Raw genomic sequence first — 23,226 nt, 5'->3', positions numbered from 1 at the left:
ACCATGCAAATTTTTTGGGCACTTGTAACAAATAGCTTTATTATAGGTTTTGTTCAAGGTAAGATTTATCAAGGAAAATTAAAAAATGTTTGCGTTCCAGGACTAAACTGTTATTCTTGCCCAGGTGCTATAGCCTCCTGCCCTATTGGCTCATTACAAGCAGTTATTGGAAGTTATGAATTTAAATTTTCTTTTTATATTGCAGGATTCATGATCTTTATAGGTGCTGTAATGGGGCGTTTTGCATGTGGCTGGTTGTGTCCTTTCGGGTTAATACAAGAATTATTATACAAAATACCTTTTTATAAAAAAATAAAGACTTTTAATGGAGATAGGCTTTTACGGTATCTTAAATATGTAATACTTGTTGTATTTGTTATATTAATGCCACTTTTTTTAGTAGATATAATTGGACAAGGTACTCCATATTTCTGTAAACTAATATGTCCAGCTGGCACATTAGAGGGAGGTCTTCCACTTGTTTTAGCAAATAAGGCTCTTCAGGAAACTGTAGGTTGGTTATATGCTTGGAAGAATCTATTGCTTGTTATTACCATAATTGGTTCACTTATAATATATCGACCATTTTGCAAATATATTTGTCCACTTGGAGCAATCTATTCCCTATTTAATCCAATATCTGTTTATAAATATCATGTTAACACAGAAAAATGCATTAACTGCCATGCTTGTTCAAATGCATGCAAAATGAATGTCGATCCTGTTAAGAACTCTAATGATTTAGAATGTATTCGCTGTGGCCTTTGTAAGAGTATATGCCCTACAAATGCAATTGAGTATAAATACTTTGACAAAAAATCTATTAATGAGACTAAAAAGGAGATTAAATAATAAGTGCTATGATGACAGCTCAAAATGTATATTTTGTAGAGTAAATCCGGCTGCATAAGCAGTCGGATTTTTTGTTGAATATGGTTCACATAAAATTTTTATAGTATCCTTTTTTATATATTCACATTACTCATATCAGTTAATAGTCCATGTTTTTCATAACTTGTTTGCTGTACAATCTGATTATGATCATCTACAAATAATACACTAGGTTTATTCTCTTTTGCCTCTTCTGGTGTCATCAGAGCATATGACATGATAATAATTTTATCACCAACCTGTACGCATCTTGCTGCCGCCCCATTAAGGCAAATAAGACCTGAACCTCGCTTGCCTGCAATTGTGTATGTTTCAAAACGATTACCATTATTTATATCTACTATACATACCTTTTCGTATTCTAAGATGCCTGCAGCCTCTAATAGTTCTTCATCAACAGTTATACTTCCTACATAATCAAGTTCTGCCTGTACTACTGTTGCACGATGTATTTTCCCTTTTAGCATTGTAATGTTCATAATTATCCTCCATTTTACTGAATATAAAAAGCGCCTATTTACCCTCAATAGAAAACTCTATTATCGTAAGCAAACAAGCGCTTTGTGTAAACTAAAATATAAATTTATCCAGTTGCATAGTTAATACAACGAATATAATAGAATAATTTTTTTAGTTCCTGCCACTTCTGCTTTACATGGGTCAAGACTATCTAATTGGTAATACTACTATGCAGTTATTCTTTATTCGCCCTGCTGTCCATATCTTCATACGGTACAGTGAGCATCTATAAACTACAGCATATGTATAATCTACTGGATTATCATAACTCGATTTTAATTAAAAATCAAGAATTTTTTCACATTCTCCTATGATTTCTGCAGTAATAGTAAAAGCCCGAAGTTCTTTTGAACCTCGGGCTTTTAACAGCAAATTTATTTTATTACTGTAACATTACTTGCTTTAAGCTTACCATTTTTAGGATCTGTTTCTGTGTCAAAACTAACGCTTTGTCCTTCACTTAATGACTTATATCCATCAGAAAGAATAGCTGAGAAATGAACAAAAACGTCATCTCCACCATTATCATCTGCAATAAATCCAAAACCCTTATCTTCTTTAAACCATTTTACAATACCTGTACTCATTCAATTACCTCCAAAAATATTATTTATTATTCTAAACGTGCTTACATAAATTGCAAGCATTCGTTAATGACTTCTTCTGTAAGTTCAAACTCAGTAATTTTCTCTTCTATCATTATTGTCTTCCTTCCCTTTATTATTTCTATTGCCATGATACTTCATACTACTCCATTAAAACTTCTATAATGTTCCAATTGATTTAATGAAATTGTATTAATTAATTTGTTATTTCTTTTGTCTCTTCTGTGAAAATAGCAAGTATATTCACATAGATATCATCAGGCAGTTTTTCATCTAATAATGGCTTTCGGCTTTCAATACCTAGCTTTTTATCTAAAATCTTATCCATACGAATTAGAGTTTTTTGTTGGTCAAAACCTAAATTGATAATTTCTTTCAATAGATCAAGTGCGGTTCTCATTTTTATCTCCCCCTTATTAAACGGATTGCCAAATGAATCCAGATATTAATGATACTTACTTTTAGAAATTCCAATCCCATGGTAACTATTATTTCTCTTGTAAATTTCTTTCATTAAAAATAAAAAACTCTCGCAATAAAAATCACAAGAGTAAAACAATATCTTATTTATTGATTATTAATTAAATATCTAGTACTCATTGAGTACATCCTTCTGCAATGTCTTTATTATATCATATATAAAATTATAAAGCAAGGGAAAAAAGTTTATTATTTTGAATAATCCGGAATCAGTATTTTCTGTCCAGGATAAATACTATCTGCAGTAATATCATTCAAGCTGCAAATGTCATATACAATTTTTCTAACATCTGTATAATTAGGTCCATATTCACATGCAATGTTCCATAGTGAATCACCGGATTGAATTTCAATTTGTATTGGATTCTCTTTAGTTAGACTGCTGGCATTATCTAAACCAAAAAAATTATATGACATAAATACAAAAGCAATAAATATAACAGTAAGTGACGTAATAAATCTAAACTTTGATTTTATTCTATATGATTTTTTCCTATTTTTCATGGCATATTCCTCCTAAAGTCTTTAAGAACTTCTGTTCGTATTTTTATAATATACGAATACTTGTTCTTTGTCAACAGTTTTATAAACATTTGTTCTTTTGTTTATTTGACCTGAATGTCCCACTTTGTTACCTGCATATGTGGTTGCTGCAAACATCTGATTATTCTTATACCAATGTTTACTTATACATTGTATTTCACTAGTATGAACAATATTCATGATTATTTAAAGAAGAAAAGATGTGAAGAAAAAGAACATAAAAAACTCTAATCAATATTTTGATTAGAGTTTTTAGTCGTACTTATGTAATATCTCAAATTTTTCTGTTAATGTAGAATAATCTTTTACTTTACACGATTAAACATAGGATGATTTTCATTAAACTGTACCAGATCCCACAGATTTCCATACAAATCTTTAAAAACCGCAACTATACCATAGTCCTGTTCTTTAGGCGGCCTTACAAATTCTATGCTCAAATCGTTCATTTCGTTATAATCTCTCCAGAAATCATCTGTTCCCAGAAACAAAAATACTCTTCCACCCGCTTGATTTCCAATAAACGGTTCTTGTTCTGTTTTTGATGCCCTTGCAAGTAAAATAGTAGTACCAGATGAACCCGGTGGGGATACCACTACCCACCGCTTATCCTGTTCCTCTTGATAAGTATCTTCCACTAAAGTAAAATGTAGCTTATTCGTATAAAAGTCAATTGCTTCGTCATAATCCTTAACAACTAAAGCAATATGTACCAGTGATTGTACCATAACCCCTCCTTGCATTTTAATTTTCCCATATTACATATGCACAAGCTTATCATACCCTTTATCTATAAGAATCGTAAGTTTTTCATGATGCCTTGCACCCCAAATAAATAAAATAGTCATAATAACAGCAAGAACACCTATTCCAATGTAACTGCCTTTGTTAAACATGCTTCCAATCATAATAGAAGCCATCATGGCAGGAGTTCGCCCAACTAAACTAATAATAAGAAATACCTTCAGTTTCATTTCGGATACACCTGCCGCATAAGTAAATAAATCTTTCGGCAAACCTGGTATCAAAAATATGACAAATACTAATATGAACGCACGTTTACTATTCAGTTTTTCTATAAACCTTGCAACTTTCCTTTCATCAAATATAAGATGAATTGCATCTTTACCTAAAAATCTAGCCAGATAAAAAGTAATAATCGTACCAAGAGCGGTTCCTATAATGGAATACAAATAACCAAACCAGAAGGTGTATACATATCCAGCAGCAAACTGCATGGCCTGACCAGGAATAATACATATAACAATCTGCATTATTTGAATTCCTATATATACAAATACACTGGCAGTTTTATATTTCTGTAAATACGCATTTACTGCATCTAAGCTTTTAAACTGGCTTATAAATTCACTTTGGTAAAGTATTATATATAATGGTATGCCAACTATTACAAGAATTAATAGGGCCAGTTTTATAATTGTAATGATAATCTTAATTCTTACTCTTGATTTCTTCTTTTTTTCTGCGATAGTTTCCATAGATCGCACTCTCCTGCTACATGTTTTTTAATAATTTTTTATCATAAAGGGATTGAAGCGCTTTAATTACACCAAATTTTGAGTGTTCATAAGTTAATCCACCTTGAAAATAGATAATGTACGGATCTCGTAAAGGTCCATCTGCACTTAATTCGATGGAAGAACCCTGAACAAATGCCCCTGCAGCCATTATTACCTCACTATCATAGCCTGGCATAGCCCATGGTACTGGCTTTACGTGAGAATCGATAGGTGCTGCAGCCTGTATTCCTTCTGCAAATGCACACATAGCTTCTGGCGTATAAAGTTTAACCGCTTCAATTATGTCACTTCTTTTTTCTGTAGGTTTTGGACATACCTCATATCCTAAATTGTCAAAGACCTGAGCACAAAGGATTGCCCCCTTAACAGCCGCATTTACAGCTTTAGGCGCAAGGAATAAACCCTGAAACATCGTTCTTGTCTGTCCAAACATCAGTCCACATTCTCCACCAATTCCTGGAGATGTCATTCGATAAGAAATATTTTCAACTAAATCAGCTCTTCCTGTAATATATCCTCCCGTAAGGGCCAATCCTCCACCTGGATTTTTAATTAGCGAGCCTGCAATGATGTCAACGCCTACTTCAGTAGGTTCCTTCGTATCTAAAAATTCACCATAACAATTATCCGCCATGCAGACAATATTTGGATTAATACTATGAACAAATGCAGCCCATTCCTGAATTTCAGGAATAGTAATGGCTTTTCTCCATCCATATCCTGTAGCTCTCTGTACAGTTACCATTCTTGTCTTCGGTGTAATGGCTTTTTTTAAAGCTTCCAGGTCGATATTTCCTTCAGGTGTTAATTCTACCTGATTGTAAGTTATACCGAACTCTTTTAATGAGCCTTTACCTTCTCCTCTTAAACCAATAACCTCTTCTAAAGTATCATACGGAGCTCCTGTGCAATAAATAAGCTCATCTCCAGGTCTTAAAATACCTGTTAATGTAAGGGTAAGGGCATGAGTACCATTTACGATAATAGGTCTCACTAAAGCCGCCTCAGTCTTAAAAATATCACAATAAACCTTTTCAATAGCCTCTCTGCCTGGGTCATCATATCCATATCCCGTATTCCAGCTAAAGTGCATATCGCTGATTTTATTTTTCTGAAAAGCCTCTATAACTTTATATTGGTTAAAGGCCATTATATCATCAAGATCTGCAAATAAAACTGTTACAGCTTTTTCTGCTTCATCTATAACTTTCATGACTTTAGGTTCAATGCCCATTTTATTTGTTAATAATTCGTATGTATTTTTCTGCATGTAACTTTTTAACCTTTCCCCTTCTATAGTTAACATAATTTTTTTATAGTAGTTCGTTTACTGAACACTTTACCTTTTACCCTTACGTTCTAGTTCCCATTCCATATTATTTACCAAATCACGTTTAACATTCTCTTTATGTTTGGCATATAACTGAGTTGTTGTAACATTTTCATGGTCTAAAAGAACTTGAACATCATATATATCTTCACCTCTGCCGATTAAACTTGTAGCGGCTGTAGCCCTTAATTTATGCGGGCTGTATCCGCCTTTCTGTGATGTCTTCAAAGCATACGCGGTGTATTTTTTCACCAGTTCGCGAATCTGTCTTTCGGTCATCCTCTTTCCTTGTAAAGAAAGAAATAAAGCTCCTTTATTTTCTTCATCTAAAGAATCATCCGAGCCTCTTTCCTGCTCTAAATATTCATTTATGACAAGTTCACAGGACTTATTAATCGGCATAATGGATTCTTTTCCACGTTTTCTATATATTTTAAATTCTCCTCTGTCGAAATTGAAGGTGTCTACATTTAGCTGTTGTAGCTCAGAGAGTCGTAACCCATAAGTAATGAATAAGACCAATATAGCTTTATCCCGTTTTTTAGTCTTTTTCCAAAACTCAAGCTGTTTTTTAGTCATTCCTGTTCCATCAGAAACCGTGCTAAGCATTAGTCTTACTTCTTCGTCAGTAAGTGCTTTTATTTCTCTTTCTCCAGGTTTAGGCACTCTGATTGGGTCCAGTCCATCCGTAATATTCTTTGATAGAATTTCATCTCGAAACAAATATTTAAACAATACAGATAAAGATGATTTTTTCCTGGCCAAAGACCTGTTATCGTTTTCATAAATATAAATGCTATCTTCTTTTTCCTTTTGATATCTTCTGGCAAAATCCAAAAACGTATTAACATCTCTAGCTCTTATTGACTCAAAGTTATTTGGAGACAGTTCATTAATTTTATCGCACTTAAACATACAAGAGTCAATTAAATAACTGCAGAAAAACTTAATGTCATTTAGGTATGCAAGTCTGGTCATTGGAAGAACACTGCCCCTTAAATAAGCAAAAAAGCCATTCATAAAAGAAGGAAGCTCTTGTTCTATAGCCTTACATTGGTCGTAAATCTCCTGCTCTTTCTTTAAGATGTTTTCTGGCTTGCCAGTTTTATTCTGAATTTTTATCTGTTTTCCTTCAGCCATGTGATAATCTCCTTTAATGCCTCATCATCACTTTTATACTCTGAAATATTAAACCATTTTATATCATCATACCTTCTAAACCAAGTCATTTGCCTTTTGGCATAATGCCTTGTATTTCGTTTTACAAGATAGATAGCATGTTCTAAATCATACTCTCCATTTAAATAACCTATGATTTCTTTATATCCTATCCCTTTCATAGATATATTATCCGCAGTAAGACCCATATTCAGCAGGCTTTTTATTTCATCAACCAATCCCATATCCAGAAGCATGTCCACTCTAAGATTAATTCGTTCATAAAGTTCTTCTCGGTTGCGGCAAAGTCCTATTATCTTATAGGCATAATCCTTTGTTTTTATAAAAGACTGCTCAAAAGATTTTATACCTTCTTCTGAATGATCTGCAACCTCTAAAGCCCGAATAACTTTTTTTACATTGTTGGGATGAATACGTGCTGCAGCTTCCCTGTCTTTTTCTTCAAGTAATTTGTGCACATATTCATTACCATATTCTAAGGCCAGCTTTTCAAGCTTTTCTCTATACACATGACCAACAGGCGGTGCAGAAAAATCCATATCATAGATAAGAGAATTTACGTAAAGCCCTGTGCCACCAGAAATAATAGGGGGTTTCTCTTGTAAAAATATCTGTTCAATAGCACTTTTGGCACGTTTCTGGTACTCTGCTACAGAAAAGGGTTCTCTTGGATCTATTTCATCTACCAAGTAATGCTTTACCTGAGCTTGTTCTTCTGCTGTAGGTTTCGCACTTCCTATATTCATAAACTTGTAAAGCTGCATTGAATCTGAAGATATAATCTCACCATTCAAGCCTTTTGCTATTTCAATTGCATATTTAGTTTTTCCAACTGCAGTTGGTCCTGCAATAATTATTATTTCTCTATTCATAACTCATTCCATTTACCGTAAAGTAATTATTTAAACCCTTTTAAACATTTTTTCAATTTCATACTTAGTCATTTTTATAAAAGTTGGTCTGCCATGTGGGCAAGAATATGGATTTTGGCATTTAGCTAAATCCTCAAGCAATCTTTTACATTCTGCCATAGAAAGAACATCATTTGCCTTAACAGCAGATTTGCAAGCTTTCGTAATAATTTTATTGACTTTTGCCTCATTTTCAATATCTACATTTTCTGCGATATTTTCAAGGAAATAATTTACCATGTTTTGTGCTTCAGAAAGATCCATAAACATAGGGATTTCCTTAACAATGTAAGCTTTTGCTCCAAAAGGCTCAATTTCAAACCCCATGTTCCGCAGTATCTGCACCCATGAACCTTCAGTTGATTTTATAGAATAAGATACTTCAACCATTATAGGGGTTAAAATTGTTTGATGAATTTTTTCCTCACATTTATACTGCTTTAATAATTGTTCATAGAAAATACGTTCATGTGCAGCATGTTGATCTATTAAATAAAAGCAATTATCATCAGTAGCTGTAATGTATGTATTAAAAATGTTCCCTGTAATACTAAGTTTTTTAAAGAATGATTCTACCGGAGCCAATTCACTTGAAGCAGATTTACTGATTCCATCAGGTTTGTAGTTAATTTCTTCCTGTTCTTTCACCAATGTAGACAATATATTTTTTACGTCAACTTGTTCTTGGCTAACTTCACTTTTCTTTATTTCTTGCTTATTTTCGCTTAATACGTTTACAACCTGTTCATTTACTTTTGCTTCTTGAATCTTTTGCTTAAAAACAACTTCATCATTCTTTGCCTCAGTGGTATTGTGCGTCATAACCGCAAATTTATCTACTATTGGATTTATTTTTTCAGGAAAAGACGGCTTGGATAAAATCACATTTTCAGAAGAATTTCCAGTAGAACCTGTATGTGCTGAATTCTTAACGATATGATTGCTATTTACTTGTGGAATCGCCTGTGCAGAAAGTAAACCTCTTTTTATGGATTGTGCAATAAAGTTTTTAACTTCCATATCCTGATGAAAGCGTACTTCTTTCTTATTTGGATGAATATTTACATCCAAAAGTTCAGGTTTAATTTTAAAAAACAAATAGGCTATAGGATACCTTCCTTCAAATAATCTTTCACTATATCCCTCTTGAACAGCAAAATCCATTACTTTGTTAGATATAACACGTCCATTTACGAAAAAAATTTGCTGCTTCCTATTTGTTTTACTATAATCAGGCCTGGAAATATAACCATTTAAACACATATTTTCGTTTTCACTGGAAATATAAATAAGACCTTCCCCCACAGCCTTACTGTATACTGTAATGATATTGCTATATGTATCCCCTTTTCCATTTGTGGAAAATAAAATGGTGCCGTTATTTATTAATCTAATCTTAATATCGGCATATGCAAGAGCTATCTTTGATATAAAGTCTATAATTAAAGTACTTTCCGTTGCATCTGTTTTCATAAACTTTAATCTTGCAGGGGTGTTATAAAATAAATCTGAAACAATTATAGTCGTTCCGTCAGGGCAGCCTGTAGCTGACTTTTCAAAGACTTCTCCACCGTGAATCTTTAAAGAAACACCAGTTTTAGCTTCTGCTGTTTTAGTAATCAGTTCAACTCTTGATACAGCAGCTATACTGGATAAAGCCTCACCTCTAAAACCCAAAGTTAAGATACTGTTTAAATCTTCATCTGTAGTAATTTTACTAGTTGCATGACGTAAAAAAGCCAGTTCAACTTCACTCTCATTTATACCACTGCCATTGTCCGTTACACGAATATAGGTTTTACCCCCATTTCGCATTTCTAGGGTAATATTAGTCGCACCTGCATCTATGGCATTTTCAACTAACTCTTTTACAATAGAAAGAGGTCGGTCTACTACCTCACCAGCAGCTATTTTATCTGCTACATTTTTACTAAGAAGTTTAATCATTTGCAGCCTCCTGCAATTCTTCTAATATTTTAAGTGCCTCCCAAGGGGCAAGTTTCATTAAATCAATACTTTTCAGCCTTTCAATAACCGGATTTGGGGCAAAACTGAATAAAGATAACTGTTCTCCTTGAGAAGGATCCGGTTTTTTACCATTCTTTTTATTTTTTATAAGGTTGCTTTCATTATCATCTACTTCTGTAACAACATGGTTACCAATATTTAAAATGCTTTCATGGTCATATTTACCCGATTCAAGTCCAACCAGCTTATTTTCTGCTGCTTCAAGTACCGGTTTTGGAACTCCTGCAATCTTTGCTACATGAATACCATAACTTCTACTGGCGCTTCCGGATACAATCTTATGAAGAAAAATAATATTACCATTTTCTTCTGCCACATCTACATTTAAATTTCTTACCCCGGGGATACTTTCCTCTAAAGCCGTAAGTTCATGATAATGAGTAGCAAATAAAGTGCGTATTTTATTTTTATTATTACAAAGATACTCTACAACAGCCCATGCTATAGAAAGACCATCATAGGTACTTGTTCCCCTTCCAATCTCATCCAGGATAACAAGGCTCTTAGAGGTTGCTGTATTTAAAATATAAGCAAGTTCACTCATTTCAACAAAAAAAGTACTTTGACCCTGTGCTAAATTATCGGAGGCACCAATTCTGGTATAGATTCTGTCTACAATTCCTATGGAAGCACTCTCACAAGGCACAAAACAACCTGCCTGAGCCATCAAAACAATTAATGCCGTCTGACGCATATATGTAGACTTACCCGCCATATTTGGGCCTGTTATGAGCAACATGCTTGAATCGCTGTCATTGACATAAACATCGTTGGATACAAATATGCCATCTTTAATCATTTGTTCAATAACAGGATGTCTGCCTTTTGTTATGATAAGGCTGTTATCATCATTTACTTCAGGCTTGACGTAACCTAATGAAGTGGATACATGTGCAAATGAAGTCAACACATCAACAGTTGCAATAGCTGTAGATGCTTTCTGGATTATTCCAATATATTCTTGAATTCTGTTTCTAATTTCAGCAAATATTTCATATTCCATCTGATTTATTTTAGACTCTGCATTCAACACAAGGCTTTCCATATCCTTAAGTTCTGGGGTAATAAAACGCTCACAATTTACAAGAGTCTGCTTACGAATATAATCTTCCGGTGCCATATCTAGATTAGATTTGGTTATTTCAATATAATATCCAAATACCTTGTTGAATCGAACTTTAAGATTTTTAATGCCCGTTCTTTCACGTTCTTTACCTTCAAGTTCAGCAATCCATGCTTGTCCATCTTTAATAGAAAACCTTAGAGTATCTAATTCCTCTGAGAACCCATTCTTTATTAGCCCGCCTTCCTTTATGGTAAACGGTGGTTCTTCAACTATGGCACTTCCGATTAAATCATGAACCTCCATTAGTGAATCGCCTATTTCATTATTTAAACTATTAAATAGACTATTATCTAGAGAATTAAGTTCAACTTTAAGTTCTGGAAGAATAAACAACGAATTTCTAAGAGCAACTAAGTCTTTACCATTAGCATTACCACATGCTATACGGCCAGCAAGCCTCTCTAAATCGTAAACCCTCTTTAATGCTTCTTTTATGTTATTTCTGATGATAATCTCATCACAAAGCACTTCTACCGCATCTAATCTCTCATTAATCTGACTACTGCAATTTAATGGCTCTCTTAGCCACTGCTTCATCTTTCTTGACCCCATAGCCGTATGGGTTTTATCTAAAACACCAAGCAGAGATCCTTGAACACGTTTTTCGTATAGTGTTTCTGTAATTTCAAGATTTCTAATGGTAGCTTTATCTAAGGACATATGTGAACCAATATCATAAACCGTAACATTTGTAATATGGCTCAAATTATGTTTTCTTGTTTCAAATAGATAGCTTAAAAGCGCCCCTAAGGAAAGGCACGCAATTTCAGAATCGCCAAGACCTAAGCCTGTAAGCGATTTTGTATTAAATTGTTTTAGAATAGCATCGTTTACAGTAACAATATTATGATAACTTTCTGTGAGTGGGTTAAAATATGCATCCGTAACCTTTTTCATTTCTTCAATAGAAACAAACTTTTCTGCAGATTCATTAATGATTACTTCTTTTGCCTTAATTTTTACCAGTTCATTTAATAATATTTCAATCATACCAGTGCCGTTAATGCTTGTAGTATAAAGTTCACCAGTAGATATATCGCAATATGAAATCCCAGCTCCATCTTCACAAATGTAAATAGAGGCAAGATAATTATTTTCTTTTTCATTTAACATTGTCTGATTGACAATTGTTCCAGGCGTGATAATCTGTATTACTTCACGCTTCACAATACCTTTTGCAGTGGCAGGATCTTCCACCTGTTCGCAAATCGCAACTTTATATCCTTTATCCACTAACTTTGCAATATATGTATCTGCGGAATGAAAAGGGACTCCGCACATCGGAGCCCTTTCCTCTTGACCGCAGTTTTTTCCCGTCAAGGTTATTTCCATTTCTCTGGATGCTGTTATGGCATCCTCAAAGAACATTTCATAAAAATCACCGAGCCTAAAGAACAAAATACAGTCCTGATGATTTTGTTTTATTTCCATATACTGTTGCATCATAGGTGTTAATTGCATATATTCTTTATACTCCTTTAAATTAAATAGATTTTTATTTATGTCCTAATGCTTTATACTTTTCTAATCCTAATCTCATCAGTTCAACACCACGTACTAAGTCTTCCTTATTAAGTACATAAGCAATTCTAAGTTCGTCCATACCTAGTCCCTTTGTTCCATAGAATCCCTGAATTGGAGCATACATAACTGTTTCTCCACAATCATCAAATTCTGTCAAAAGCCATACTAAGAAGTCTTCAGAGCTTTCCACTGGAAGTTTAACCATGATATAGAACGCGCCGCCAGGTTTCTGACAAACAACTCCAGGAATCTTCATGATTTCATCGTAAACAGCATCTCTTCTGCTTTCATATTCAGCTCTAACATCATTAAAATATGATGGATCAAGTTCATATAATGCAGTTGCACCTATCATGTCTAGAGTTGGGCAGCATAAACGTCCCTGAGCAAGCTTCATAGCGTTGGACATAAGTTCTTCGTTCTTTGATACGATACACCCAATTCTTGCGCCGCAAGCTGAGAATCTCTTTGAAACGGAGTCAATAATAATAACTCTGTCTTTCACGTCTTCTAACTGTCCAAATGAAGTCATTTCTCTTCCATCATAAGCAAATTCTCTGTAAACTTCATCAGCAATAATCCATAAATCATGCTTTTTAGCTACATCCGCAATAATCTGCATTTCATCTCTTGTCAAAATAGTGCCTGTTGGATTGCCTGGGTTTACAAGTGAGATAGCTCTTGATTTATCAGTAATTACTTTCTCTATTCTATCTGCAAAAGCGTAACGGTAACCTTCTTCCGCATTTGTTGTAATAGGAACAACTTTACCGCCAGCAGCAGAGATAAATGTCTGATAATTTGTGTAGAATGGTTCTGGAACAAGAACTTCATCACCATGATCAAGTAAGCAAGTATAAACCATACTTAATGCTTCGGAACCTCCATTAGTAATAAGTACATCTTTACGTTCAATATTCATATCAAAACGTGAGAAATACTTTGCAATAGCATCTTGTAACTGTACAAGGCCACCTGATTCTGCATATGCCAATACTTCAGAATCAAAGCTTCTTATAGATTCCATAAATGCTTTTGGTGTCTTAATATCCGGCTGTCCGATATTAAGGTGGTAAACTTTCTTACCTTTTGCTTTAGCTTCAATTGCGTACACATTGAATTTTCTAATTGGTGAAAATTGCATTTCCTGTACTTTTTGTGATAATTTCATTTTAACTTCTCCTTCTTATTTTTTAAATGAAATAGTCAAAATAATAATTTTGAAATATATTGAAAAAATTTGAAAACTAGTCTAAAGTTTCGTGGGACATGTCAGCAATTTGCTCTACCATATCGTCACTAAAATCTTCACTTTCCTTTTTCTTTAAATGCAGTAAATATTCAATATTGCCTTTAGCTCCTGTTACTGGGGAAAAAGTAAGACCCTGTGGGTATAATCCACAATCCTTCGCATATCCAATAACATTTCTTATAACTTCTTTATGGACTTTTATATCCCTAACGATTCCTTTTTTTCCAACTTGTTCTCTTCCTGCTTCAAACTGTGGTTTTACAAGGCATACAATACTGCCAGTTTCCGCCAAAAGATTGCTTGCCACAGGGAATACCAATTTAAGGGATATAAACGAAACATCTATACTTATAAAATCAATATCTTTATCTACAGTGTCGAAATCCAAATATCGAATGTTTACCTTCTCCATATTTACTACTCTTGGGTCATTTCTAAGTTTCCAATCCAATTGTCCATAGCCTACATCTATAGCAAATACTTTTGCAGCTCCATTTTTTAGCATACAATCAGTAAATCCCCCAGTAGATGCGCCTATGTCCATACAAGTAGCTTTTTCCAGATGAAAATCAAACTCATTTAATGCTTTTTCAAGCTTAAGGCCGCCACGGCTAACATATGGGCAAATATCTTCTTTCACAAAGAATTCTGAAGTGTCACTTACTGAAGTACCGGCTTTATCGATTCTTTGCCCATCCACATAAACGATTCCTGCCATAATAGCACTTTTCGCTTTTTCTCTTGATTGAAACAATCCTTTTTCAACTAGTACAACATCCAGTCTATCCTTCAATAAAGTCACGCACCCTTTCACTTATACCCTCTACATCTAATTTATATTTTCCAAACAATTCCTTGTCATTTCCATGCTCAACAAAATATTCAGGCCACCCAATATTCCTACATGGAATATTTATATCGTTATTCAACAGCAAGGTTACTACCTGCTGTCCAAAACCACCACTAATAACATTGTCTTCAATAGTAATGATTCGTTTTGATGCTTTTGCTGCACTAATTATAGACTCTTCATCCAAAGGATGAATGCTTCTTGCATTTATAAGTCCAACATCTAATCCTGCATCGCGTAAATTTAAACACACCTCATATGCAATAGACAGCATTTTTCCTACCGCAAATATAACTACATCTCCACCTTTAAAAATATCTCTATTCTTAAAGATAGTACCATATTCACCGTTATATACAGTGGAAAAATCTAATGCCTCACCTCGAGGATACCTTATTGCACACGGTCCGTCAAGTGTTAAGGCATATTCAAACATTTCTGCCAATTCAGTGCCATCTGCCGGGGCAAGTACAGTCATATTTGGCATATGGTTTAAATAGGATAAATCAAAGACACCATGATGGGTCTCACCATCTGCACCAACATTTCCTGCTCTGTCAATGGCAAATATAACCGGTAATTTCTGCATGCACACATCAATCATCATTTGATCATAGGCTCTTTGAAGAAAAGTAGAGTATATGGCAACTACTGGTCTGTAACCTGCAACTGCAAGTCCAGCCGCAAAAGAAACCGCATGCCCTTCAGCAATACCCACATCAAAAATCCGATTGGGATATTTTGCAGCGTACTTATCTAAACCTGTTCCATTAATCATGGCTGCACAAATAGCCACAACTTTTTCATTTCTGCCGGCAAGCTGAATCATTTTATTACCGAAAACTTGAGAATATGAAAATCCATCAGCAGCTTTGAGTGGTAAGCCAGTTGATGGATTAAAGGGCGCTACTCCATGAAACTTGTCAGGACTGGTTTCCGAATTTCTGTAGCCTTTTCCCTTTTTAGTAAGTACATGTAAAACAACTGGACCTTCTACATTTTTTGCAAGCATGAGGGCTGTTGTCAAATCTTCTATATTATGTCCATCAAAAGGTCCCATATATTTAAATCCAAATTCTTCAAATAAAGCCCCTTCTACCATTGCATATTTAATGGAGTCTCTAAGATGTTCAATTCCAGAATATAAACTTTCACCTACTCGCGGAATGCCTTTTAAAGTTTTCTTAACTTGTTTTTTAAAATCCAAGTAAGTAGAAGACATTCTTAAATTACTCAGATGTTGAGAAACTCCTCCAATATTTTTAGATATGGACATCCCGTTATCATTTACTATGATAATCATTTTAGATTTTGATGCTCCCGCATTATTCAGTGCCTCAAAAGCTAATCCTCCAGTTAAAGCGCCATCTCCAATAACTGCTATAACTGCAAAATCATCTCCATTTAAATCTCTAGCCGCAGCGATTCCTGCTGCAGCAGAAATTGAATTACTGCTATGGCCTGTGTCAAAACAATCATGGGGACTCTCCTCTCTTTTAGGAAATCCACTCATACCGCCATACTGTCTAAGGGAAGAAAACCGATCCGCTCTTCCCGTTAAAATCTTATGCACATAGGACTGGTGTCCTACATCCCAAATTATTTTATCTCTAGGGCTGTCAAAAACAGTATGCAGGGCAATAGTAAGTTCTACCACACCTAGATTAGAGGCTAAATGTCCTCCTGTTTTTGATACATTTTCTATGAGAAAATCCCTTATATCATAAGTCAATAACTCCAATTCGTCATTGGACATATATTTTAAATCTTCAGGGAAATTCCCCGTTAAAAGATTTATTTTTTTTCTATCTCCCATTGTACCATTCTCAAAAATGAGCTCCTTTATAAATTATTTACCACGAACCACCATTTCCTCAGCAAAAGTATTAAAGAACTCAGCTTCATCATAATAAGATTCTAAGAAGGACAATGCTGTTTCAGTAAGCTCCTTTAAATAAGCTTTACACTCCTCCAAATCATACAAACAAGGATAAGTAGATTTATGCTTCTTCTGATCATTTCCAGCTTTTTTACCCATTTCCTGTTCATTGCCGCAAATATCCAGTATATCATCCGCAATTTGGAAAGCCAGACCTAAGTTCTCGGCATAGCCAGTCAAGTCCCTAAGCTGCTGTTCTGTGGCTCCTCCTAAATAGGCACCAGCCCGCACAGATGCAGTAATAAGAGCTGCGGTTTTATTTAAATGAATATAATCAAGCATTTCTTTTGAGCATTGCTTATTCTCTGCTTCCATATCAGCAACCTGACCAGCGACCATACCTCGGCAGCCAGCCCCCTTTGACATTTCATAAATTGCTCTGATTCTGCGCTTTAATTTAGTAGAATCATCTAAATATAAAAGCATATCCTTATTCATGGCTTCAAAAGCGCTGGTAAGCAGTCCATCGCCTGCAAGTATGGCCATAGCTTCCCCAAAGACTATATGGTTCGTAGGAACCCCTCTTCTAAGTTCATCGTCATCCATAGCTGGCAAATCATCATGAATAAGTGAATACGTATGAATGTATTCTATAGCACAGGCATAAGGAATAGCATTCTGAATGTCTCCGCCTACAAACTCACATGCAGCAAGCAGCAATACAGGTCTAAGCCTTTTCCCACCAGCAGTCAAACTGTATTTCATAGCATCATATACCGTAATGCTCTTATGGTCAATTTCAGGTAAGAAGTCCAAGATGTGTTCATCAATTAAATTTTTGTACGTGGAATATGAGATATTGTCCATAACACGCGCCTCCTTTACTGCTTAGAATAAACTTCTATTTTCTGCTTAGCGTTATTTAATATAGTATTACATTTATTATAATACTCAATGCCTTGTTCAAAACTTTTTAAAGCTTCTTCCAGAGACACATGATCACTTTTTAAGCATTCCGCCGAAAGTTCTAATTTTTCAAGAGCTTCCTCAAATGATAAATCCTTTTTGGCTGCCATGATTATTTATCCTTCCTTATTTTTGTTACTATGCCTTCAATACTTCCATCTTTCATTATGGTGATAAATTTTTCATTAATTCCTATTGATTCTACAGAATTAATGATTTTACCTTCACTATTGATTATAGCACTATAACCTCTATCCATAATATTTCGTGGATTTAATGCTTCTAATTGATCTTTAACTGAATCAATCTTATTCTTTTTATTATATAGCATATTACTTATAAGAGTAAGCATTTCTTTATACTGATTGTTAACACTATTTATCTGAAAATTAATTCTGTTTTCAAATTTTGATACTAATGCTTCTATATTACAGCTTTGAAGTTTAAGTTCTTTACATCTAATACAGCTAGTAACTTGGTTTTCTAAATTAGTTTTAAGCTGTAACATATAGTGTCTTAGTTCATTTATATCAGGAACTGCCATTTGGGCAGCCGCTGTTGGTGTTTCGGCCCTTTTATCTGCTACAAAGTCAGCTATGGTAAAATCAATTTCATGTCCAACCGCAGATATAATCGGAATCTTTGATTCAAAAATACTTCTGGCAACAATTTCTTCATTAAAAGCCCAAAGTTCTTCTATGGATCCTCCACCTCTACCTGCAATAATCGTATCCGTTTCAGGAAATAGCAGGTTGACCTGTTTGACTGCTTCTGCTATATCTGGTGCAGCACCAGGTCCCTGAACTAACACAGGATAAACCAAAACATCTACTATATTGTTTCTATTTTTTATTATTTTTATAATATCTCTAACCGCCGCTCCTGATTCAGAAGTGATAATCACAATCTTATGAGGAAAAAACGGAATTGGCTTTTTATATTTTTCATCAAATAATCCTTGCTTAGAAAGTTTTTCTTTTAATTTCTCGAATGCAATACTTAAATTTCCTAATCCGGATATTTGAATATCCCTTATATTTAAAGAGTACGTGCCACCCTTTTCATATAAATATATATATCCCTCTGCAGTAATTTCCATACCATCTGCTATTTCAAAGTGCAAATGCTGTAAATTTTCCGCAGATAAAAAACAGTTTATCTTACTATTCTCATCTTTTAGTGTAAAATATACATGACCTGTTCCATGAAATTTTAAATTAGAAATCTCGCCCACCACAGAAACACTGCTTAAAAGAGGATCTGATTGCAATACTCTTTTTATATACGCATTTAGTTGTGAAACTCTTACGGGCTTTATAGCCATAAGCTTTTTCCTCCTAATAATGCTATCCCTACAGCATTATCTCCAGACAAGTCTTGTCTACCAAATTCAATTTTAACCTCTTTATTTGCAAAGAAGTTTTTTATTTCATGACTAATATACTTACTACAGGACACTCCTCCTGCAAATATTATATCTTTAATATCAAATTGATCTGCTGCCTTTGCTGAAACAGAAGCAATAGTTGTAGTAATTTTATCAAATAATTCTTTTATTAAGATATTCTCATCAAATTCGTTGTTCTTCCATGCATCACTTTGTAAAAGTCGATTGCACTGAGTTTCTATTCCAGAAAGATTAAAGTATAATCCATCCAATTTAATCTTGGTCAGCTGTTTCTGTTTCATTTCTTTTTCTGTCTTTACTTGTATTGCACGTAAATCCATCTCTTCGCCTGCGGGGAAATTCATTTCTAGAAGGACCCCTACCCGATCAATGACTTGTCCAAAAGAAATGTCTTTACTTCCACCTACAATTTCTATTTGTCCATCAACAATTCTAAGCAATTCACAGGTTCCACCTGATAAATGCCATGCTAAAAAAGATTTCTTCTCATTCATACTGCTATAATGTTTTATTGCCTCTAAATGTCCCTCTTGGTGTGAGAATTGGAGTAAGGGAACGTTTAGAGTATTTGCAATGGCTTTACCGAAGCCATAACCTGCTTTAAAACAAGGCATATAGGATCCCTCTATAGGTCTTGGCTTATTGGATACAGCAACTGCTATTATATTTAATTTTTGACTTGTAAGTGTTTCAAATAATTCAGGAAGGTTCTCAACATGCTGAAAAAGGGCCTCTGATTGCCTCAAACCCCTTTCACCTTTCTTCACTCTTAATAAACATCTCTTGTCAATTACAATTGTTCCATCATTGTCAACAACAGCAATTGAAGTTTTATAATTACTCGTATCTATCCCTAAAATATAATTATTCATTTCTTTAAGCTTCTGCTATCTTCTGAGCTACCTTACCTAAAATACCATTTATAAATTTACTTGAATCATCCGTTCCAAATTTCTTAGCAAGAATAATCGCCTCATTTATTGATACCGATGTGGGTATATCATCCATATAAAGCAATTCTGCTGTAGCCAGTCTTGATATGGCAAAATCTACTTTACTCATTCGATTAATTTTCCAGTTTACGCTAGATTCCTCTAATGTATGGTCAATTTCAGCTTTATGTTCTAAAATAATATCAAGCAATTGGTCTATATAAGGCCTTTGAATTCTTAAATCACCTTTATCCTGTAGAAATTTCTCTTTAATTTCAACATTATATTCATTTTGTGCTTCCATTTGAAATAAAAGCTGCATCATTAGTTCTCTCGCTTCATTGCGATTCATATTTTAATCCTCCTGCGCTTCTTGATCTTTCTGCTCTGCAAAGTGTACACCTTGAACATGTATGTTTATTGTTTTTATTTGTATATCAACCATGCTTTCAACCTCTTTTTTTACATTCTTCTGAATGTTCCATGCAACTTCTGGTATCTTTACGCCATAATTAACAATTACATAAATATCTATAATAATTACATCATCCTCTTTAGATAATTTGATGCCTTTTTTTAAAGGTTCTTTTCCAAGTAGATTCCTAGAAATAGTATCAGTTAATCCACCACTTAATCCAGCTACACCTTTGGTATTTAAAGCTGCATTTATAACACAAATAGCTATAACATCATCGGATATTTTAACTGCACCTAATTTTTCTTCTTGCTCGATACTCATAACCTTCACCTCAGTAAGTTTGTCTATGTTTATTATAGCAGATGTGTTTAGTTAAAACAAGACCCTCAAACTGTGTCAGTATAAGTAAACTACTATACTTTTAGCATATTTGAGGGTCCACAGGAATATTAAACTTTACTCTGAATTATAATCTGATTTGCTGGACGGCCAGTTTCTCTAATAACAATATCGCAAATTTTTGCTACATCTGCCTGGTCAAGCTGATCTTTATTCACTGTTACATTAACCGCATTATCTGTTAATAATACCAAGCATTCTGGAAGTCCCTTTGCGGAAATTAAACTTTCTATTGTTTTTTCCTTTTCCATATAGCCTATAATCTTAAGTTTTTGCTGAGTTGCATTTTCTTTTTCAACTGCGTTATCTGTTTCTGCTACAACATCTGTCAGCATGGATATAACCTGATTCCTATCTGTGTCAATTGTGTCTCTTATTTCACCAAAATATGTATCAGTATTATTTAATTCTGCTACATCATCTGATGTCACTACTTTAGAAGTTATGCCACTATTACTAGTACTGCTAATCCCAGCTCCACTTACAGCTTGATTTCCAGCTACAGCTTTAATATTTAAACTATCAACTAATACGTCTCCATCATGTTCCAACATTTCCTGTTGTTCATAATTAGTATACTCTGCTGAAGTCTTTAAAGCTTCCTCCTTATTCAGTGATTGATTTACAGCAGCTAAACATAAAACCAATCCTAGTAAACCAAACAAAGCTAATTTTTTCTTTTTAGAAACCTTATTCATTGTACAGATCCCCCATTCTCCTCATCCTCGGACAAAATAATTGGCATGCTTACTTCAACTCCGCCATTTTCATCTACAATCTGCCTTCTTCCATCTTTATTGTTTGTAACAACCTGGAAGGTTAAAAGCATTAAGCAGAGGACAACTATAACGGTTATAAGCTTATATATTATTATCTTAGCAGAAATATTCCTCTTCTTTTTTTTCACATGAAAATCCTCCACAGTAATATATATTTAACACTCTTGTTCTTATTCCAGAAAAATTAAAAGTGGTGATAAAATTGTAGCCATAATTATCAATGAAAATATAAATTTTATATAATTTTGCATTTCGCTAGAAGGTAATAAAGTCTCAATAAAAGATAGTGCTACTACAATTATAAATATATTCCGAACCCATTCTTTTATAATCTCCATTTTTTTATAATCCACTATCTCAGCAGACTTCCTCCTCCAACTCCGATAATTATAGTTAAAAATACGAGAAACATTAATGCTGCTAAAAACAAAACCACAGCCATTGTTATAACAGAATTCCCCATTTCATTCATACATCCGGAAACCTGTTTGTTACCTATAGGCTCAATAACTATTGCAGTCACTTTATAAATTACAGCAATCGCCATCAGCTTTATCAGTGGTATTGCTAGTAAGGATATGACCAAGATAACACCAAAAATACTAATACCATTCTTTATAACTCCTATACAAGAAATTACCATATCAATAGAGTCTGCTGCAAAACCTCCTACGATTGGGACAAAATTATTTACGGAATAGCGAGCCGTATTAATAAGAACTCCATCGGCAGATTCAGAAACAAAACCTTGTATTGCCGTGATTCCTGCAAAAAAAGTAACACATAAGCCCGTTGCAAAAGTTGCTACACCTCTTAAGAATACTGCTAATTTATTTACATAATCTCTATCAGTAAGGCTATTAACTAAAATAAATATGGATGAAATAAAAATTGCTGGCAATATGAATTTTTGAAGTATTGTATTAAATAGTGTAATCGAGCCAACAACAATTGGATTTAATATACTCCCAGTGGTTATTCCTCCAATACTAATAATTAATGGTATTAATATGGGAAGCAATATCTGCATGGTTTTAGTCATAGTATTAAGTGTATCTGCACACATATTATAGGTCTGTGAAAAATTATTCAGACATAACCCAATAACAAAACAACTGCATACAATAACTCCTAATCTGGATACTGCTTTATTTCCAAAAGAGTTTGAAAGATTTGTTAACAGACCTATTACTATGCATATTGTGACTAACTGAACTCCAAGAATTAAGCTGCTTTTCATTTCATATAAAAATAGGTCTTTAAAGTTTTGAATAATGATTTGTGAATCAAATATAGGCTTACCGCTTATTGCGTTATTTATGATCTCTTGAATACTTAAATTGGGAACCAACCCTCCACTTTGAAGGGATGTATCTTCCATAATAGTTTCAAGTTCGCTAAGGTCTAAAGCGTTAAGCTGCTCTTGTATAATACTTTTGTAATCCATATGTACCTACCTCACCTTTGTCCATATTTCATATATATGGACATACTTAAATTTTATGCACATTTTTTGGACACAAAAATATGGCTTCGCCACTCCGTTATGGAACCCCATGGTTCCCTTCGGCGCTCATTTTATTCGCCGAACACCCTCCTTTATTGGCAAAGAGGCTTCCGCCCCTCTCCACTTCCTTTTTTATATAATGGAAAATATCAATAGATT

The 23,226-nt window shown here is 34.1% G+C and carries 25 protein-coding genes; 1 reads left to right on the top strand and 24 read right to left on the bottom strand.

The annotated features are described in order from the left end of the window. The first annotated feature begins 3 nt into the window (after positions 1-3). Positions 4-852: a 4Fe-4S binding protein gene (locus RTW14_RS08085; protein WP_312649845.1), complete on the top strand. Its 849-nt coding sequence runs from the start codon at positions 4-6 to the stop codon at positions 850-852. A 113-nt stretch (positions 853-965) separates the two neighbouring features. Here RTW14_RS08085 and panD read toward each other — a convergent pair whose 3' ends face one another. From panD to spoIIIAE, 24 genes are all read right to left on the bottom strand, one after another. After that, the gene (panD, locus tag RTW14_RS08080) at positions 966-1,370 is read right to left on the bottom strand and encodes an aspartate 1-decarboxylase (protein ID WP_312649255.1); all 405 of its coding nucleotides are present in this window, start codon (positions 1,368-1,370) and stop codon (positions 966-968) included. A gap of 414 nt (positions 1,371-1,784) precedes the next feature. After that, positions 1,785-1,997, bottom strand: coding sequence for a cold-shock protein (locus RTW14_RS08075; protein WP_312649253.1), 213 nt, complete (start codon positions 1,995-1,997; stop codon positions 1,785-1,787). A gap of 214 nt (positions 1,998-2,211) precedes the next feature. Next, positions 2,212-2,415, bottom strand: a complete 204-nt coding sequence (locus RTW14_RS08070) for a hypothetical protein (RefSeq protein WP_312649251.1) — start codon at positions 2,413-2,415, stop codon at positions 2,212-2,214. Between the two features lie 269 nt (positions 2,416-2,684). After that, a complete protein-coding gene (locus tag RTW14_RS08065) occupies positions 2,685-2,999 on the bottom strand; it encodes a LysM peptidoglycan-binding domain-containing protein (RefSeq protein WP_312649248.1) in 315 nt (104 codons plus the stop codon). A gap of 344 nt (positions 3,000-3,343) precedes the next feature. Beyond that, positions 3,344-3,766 carry a VOC family protein gene (locus RTW14_RS08060; protein WP_312649246.1) on the bottom strand — a complete coding sequence of 141 codons (423 nt, stop codon included), beginning with the start codon at positions 3,764-3,766 and terminating at the stop codon, positions 3,344-3,346. A 30-nt stretch (positions 3,767-3,796) separates the two neighbouring features. Continuing rightward, positions 3,797-4,537, bottom strand: a complete 741-nt coding sequence (locus RTW14_RS08055) for a TVP38/TMEM64 family protein (RefSeq protein ID WP_312649244.1) — start codon at positions 4,535-4,537, stop codon at positions 3,797-3,799. Positions 4,538-4,553: 16 nt separating this feature from the next. Further along, positions 4,554-5,849, bottom strand: a complete 1,296-nt coding sequence (locus RTW14_RS08050; RefSeq protein WP_312649242.1) for a methionine gamma-lyase family protein — start codon at positions 5,847-5,849, stop codon at positions 4,554-4,556. A gap of 69 nt (positions 5,850-5,918) precedes the next feature. Then, the gene (locus RTW14_RS08045; RefSeq protein ID WP_312649239.1) at positions 5,919-7,049 is read right to left on the bottom strand and encodes a tyrosine-type recombinase/integrase; all 1,131 of its coding nucleotides are present in this window, start codon (positions 7,047-7,049) and stop codon (positions 5,919-5,921) included. Next, on the bottom strand, positions 7,028-7,960 hold the full coding sequence (miaA, locus tag RTW14_RS08040; protein ID WP_312649237.1) for a tRNA (adenosine(37)-N6)-dimethylallyltransferase MiaA: 933 nt from the start codon (positions 7,958-7,960) through the stop codon (positions 7,028-7,030). The genes RTW14_RS08045 and miaA overlap by 22 nt, the downstream gene beginning before the upstream one ends. Positions 7,961-7,990: 30 nt before the next feature. Then, the gene (gene mutL, locus RTW14_RS08035) at positions 7,991-9,946 is read right to left on the bottom strand and encodes a DNA mismatch repair endonuclease MutL (RefSeq protein WP_312649235.1); all 1,956 of its coding nucleotides are present in this window, start codon (positions 9,944-9,946) and stop codon (positions 7,991-7,993) included. After that, entirely contained in the window at positions 9,939-12,614 is a 2,676-nt protein-coding gene (gene mutS / locus RTW14_RS08030; protein WP_312649233.1) for a DNA mismatch repair protein MutS, read from the bottom strand. Before mutS ends, mutL begins: the two co-directional genes overlap by 8 nt. Positions 12,615-12,648: 34 nt before the next feature. After that, positions 12,649-13,848: a pyridoxal phosphate-dependent aminotransferase gene (locus RTW14_RS08025; RefSeq protein WP_312649231.1), complete on the bottom strand. Its 1,200-nt coding sequence runs from the start codon at positions 13,846-13,848 to the stop codon at positions 12,649-12,651. Between the two features lie 76 nt (positions 13,849-13,924). Then, a complete protein-coding gene (locus tag RTW14_RS08020; RefSeq protein WP_312649229.1) occupies positions 13,925-14,722 on the bottom strand; it encodes a TlyA family RNA methyltransferase in 798 nt (265 codons plus the stop codon). Continuing rightward, on the bottom strand, positions 14,712-16,595 hold the full coding sequence (dxs, locus tag RTW14_RS08015; protein WP_312649226.1) for a 1-deoxy-D-xylulose-5-phosphate synthase: 1,884 nt from the start codon (positions 16,593-16,595) through the stop codon (positions 14,712-14,714). The genes RTW14_RS08020 and dxs overlap by 11 nt, the downstream gene beginning before the upstream one ends. 33 nt (positions 16,596-16,628) lie before the next feature. Continuing rightward, the gene (locus RTW14_RS08010) at positions 16,629-17,525 is read right to left on the bottom strand and encodes a polyprenyl synthetase family protein (protein WP_312649224.1); all 897 of its coding nucleotides are present in this window, start codon (positions 17,523-17,525) and stop codon (positions 16,629-16,631) included. Between the two features lie 14 nt (positions 17,526-17,539). After that, positions 17,540-17,734: an exodeoxyribonuclease VII small subunit gene (xseB, locus tag RTW14_RS08005; RefSeq protein WP_312649222.1), complete on the bottom strand. Its 195-nt coding sequence runs from the start codon at positions 17,732-17,734 to the stop codon at positions 17,540-17,542. Between the two features lie 2 nt (positions 17,735-17,736). Continuing rightward, a complete protein-coding gene (gene xseA / locus RTW14_RS08000) occupies positions 17,737-18,948 on the bottom strand; it encodes an exodeoxyribonuclease VII large subunit (RefSeq protein WP_312649220.1) in 1,212 nt (403 codons plus the stop codon). Continuing rightward, positions 18,939-19,904 carry an O-sialoglycoprotein endopeptidase gene (locus RTW14_RS07995; RefSeq protein ID WP_312649218.1) on the bottom strand — a complete coding sequence of 322 codons (966 nt, stop codon included), beginning with the start codon at positions 19,902-19,904 and terminating at the stop codon, positions 18,939-18,941. The genes xseA and RTW14_RS07995 overlap by 10 nt, the downstream gene beginning before the upstream one ends. A gap of 4 nt (positions 19,905-19,908) precedes the next feature. Continuing rightward, on the bottom strand, positions 19,909-20,316 hold the full coding sequence (nusB, locus tag RTW14_RS07990; protein ID WP_312649215.1) for a transcription antitermination factor NusB: 408 nt from the start codon (positions 20,314-20,316) through the stop codon (positions 19,909-19,911). A gap of 3 nt (positions 20,317-20,319) precedes the next feature. After that, positions 20,320-20,703, bottom strand: coding sequence for an Asp23/Gls24 family envelope stress response protein (locus RTW14_RS07985; RefSeq protein WP_312649213.1), 384 nt, complete (start codon positions 20,701-20,703; stop codon positions 20,320-20,322). A 128-nt stretch (positions 20,704-20,831) separates the two neighbouring features. Beyond that, on the bottom strand, positions 20,832-21,479 hold the full coding sequence (locus RTW14_RS07980) for a SpoIIIAH-like family protein (RefSeq protein WP_312649211.1): 648 nt from the start codon (positions 21,477-21,479) through the stop codon (positions 20,832-20,834). Further along, positions 21,476-21,688: a hypothetical protein gene (locus tag RTW14_RS07975; RefSeq protein ID WP_312649209.1), complete on the bottom strand. Its 213-nt coding sequence runs from the start codon at positions 21,686-21,688 to the stop codon at positions 21,476-21,478. The genes RTW14_RS07980 and RTW14_RS07975 overlap by 4 nt, the downstream gene beginning before the upstream one ends. Before the next feature lie 42 nt (positions 21,689-21,730). Further along, positions 21,731-21,898 carry a stage III sporulation protein AF gene (locus tag RTW14_RS18835; RefSeq protein WP_442871568.1) on the bottom strand — a complete coding sequence of 56 codons (168 nt, stop codon included), beginning with the start codon at positions 21,896-21,898 and terminating at the stop codon, positions 21,731-21,733. Between the two features lie 14 nt (positions 21,899-21,912). Next, entirely contained in the window at positions 21,913-23,007 is a 1,095-nt protein-coding gene (spoIIIAE, locus tag RTW14_RS07970) for a stage III sporulation protein AE (protein WP_312649207.1), read from the bottom strand. Positions 23,008-23,226 lie beyond the last annotated feature (219 nt).

The sequence above is a fragment of the Aminipila sp. genome (genome assembly GCF_032051575.1).
GTDB lineage: Bacteria > Bacillota > Clostridia > Peptostreptococcales > Anaerovoracaceae > Aminipila.
The sequence above is the reverse complement of the archived record's forward strand: the minus strand, read 5'-3'. Positions and strand labels throughout refer to the sequence as shown.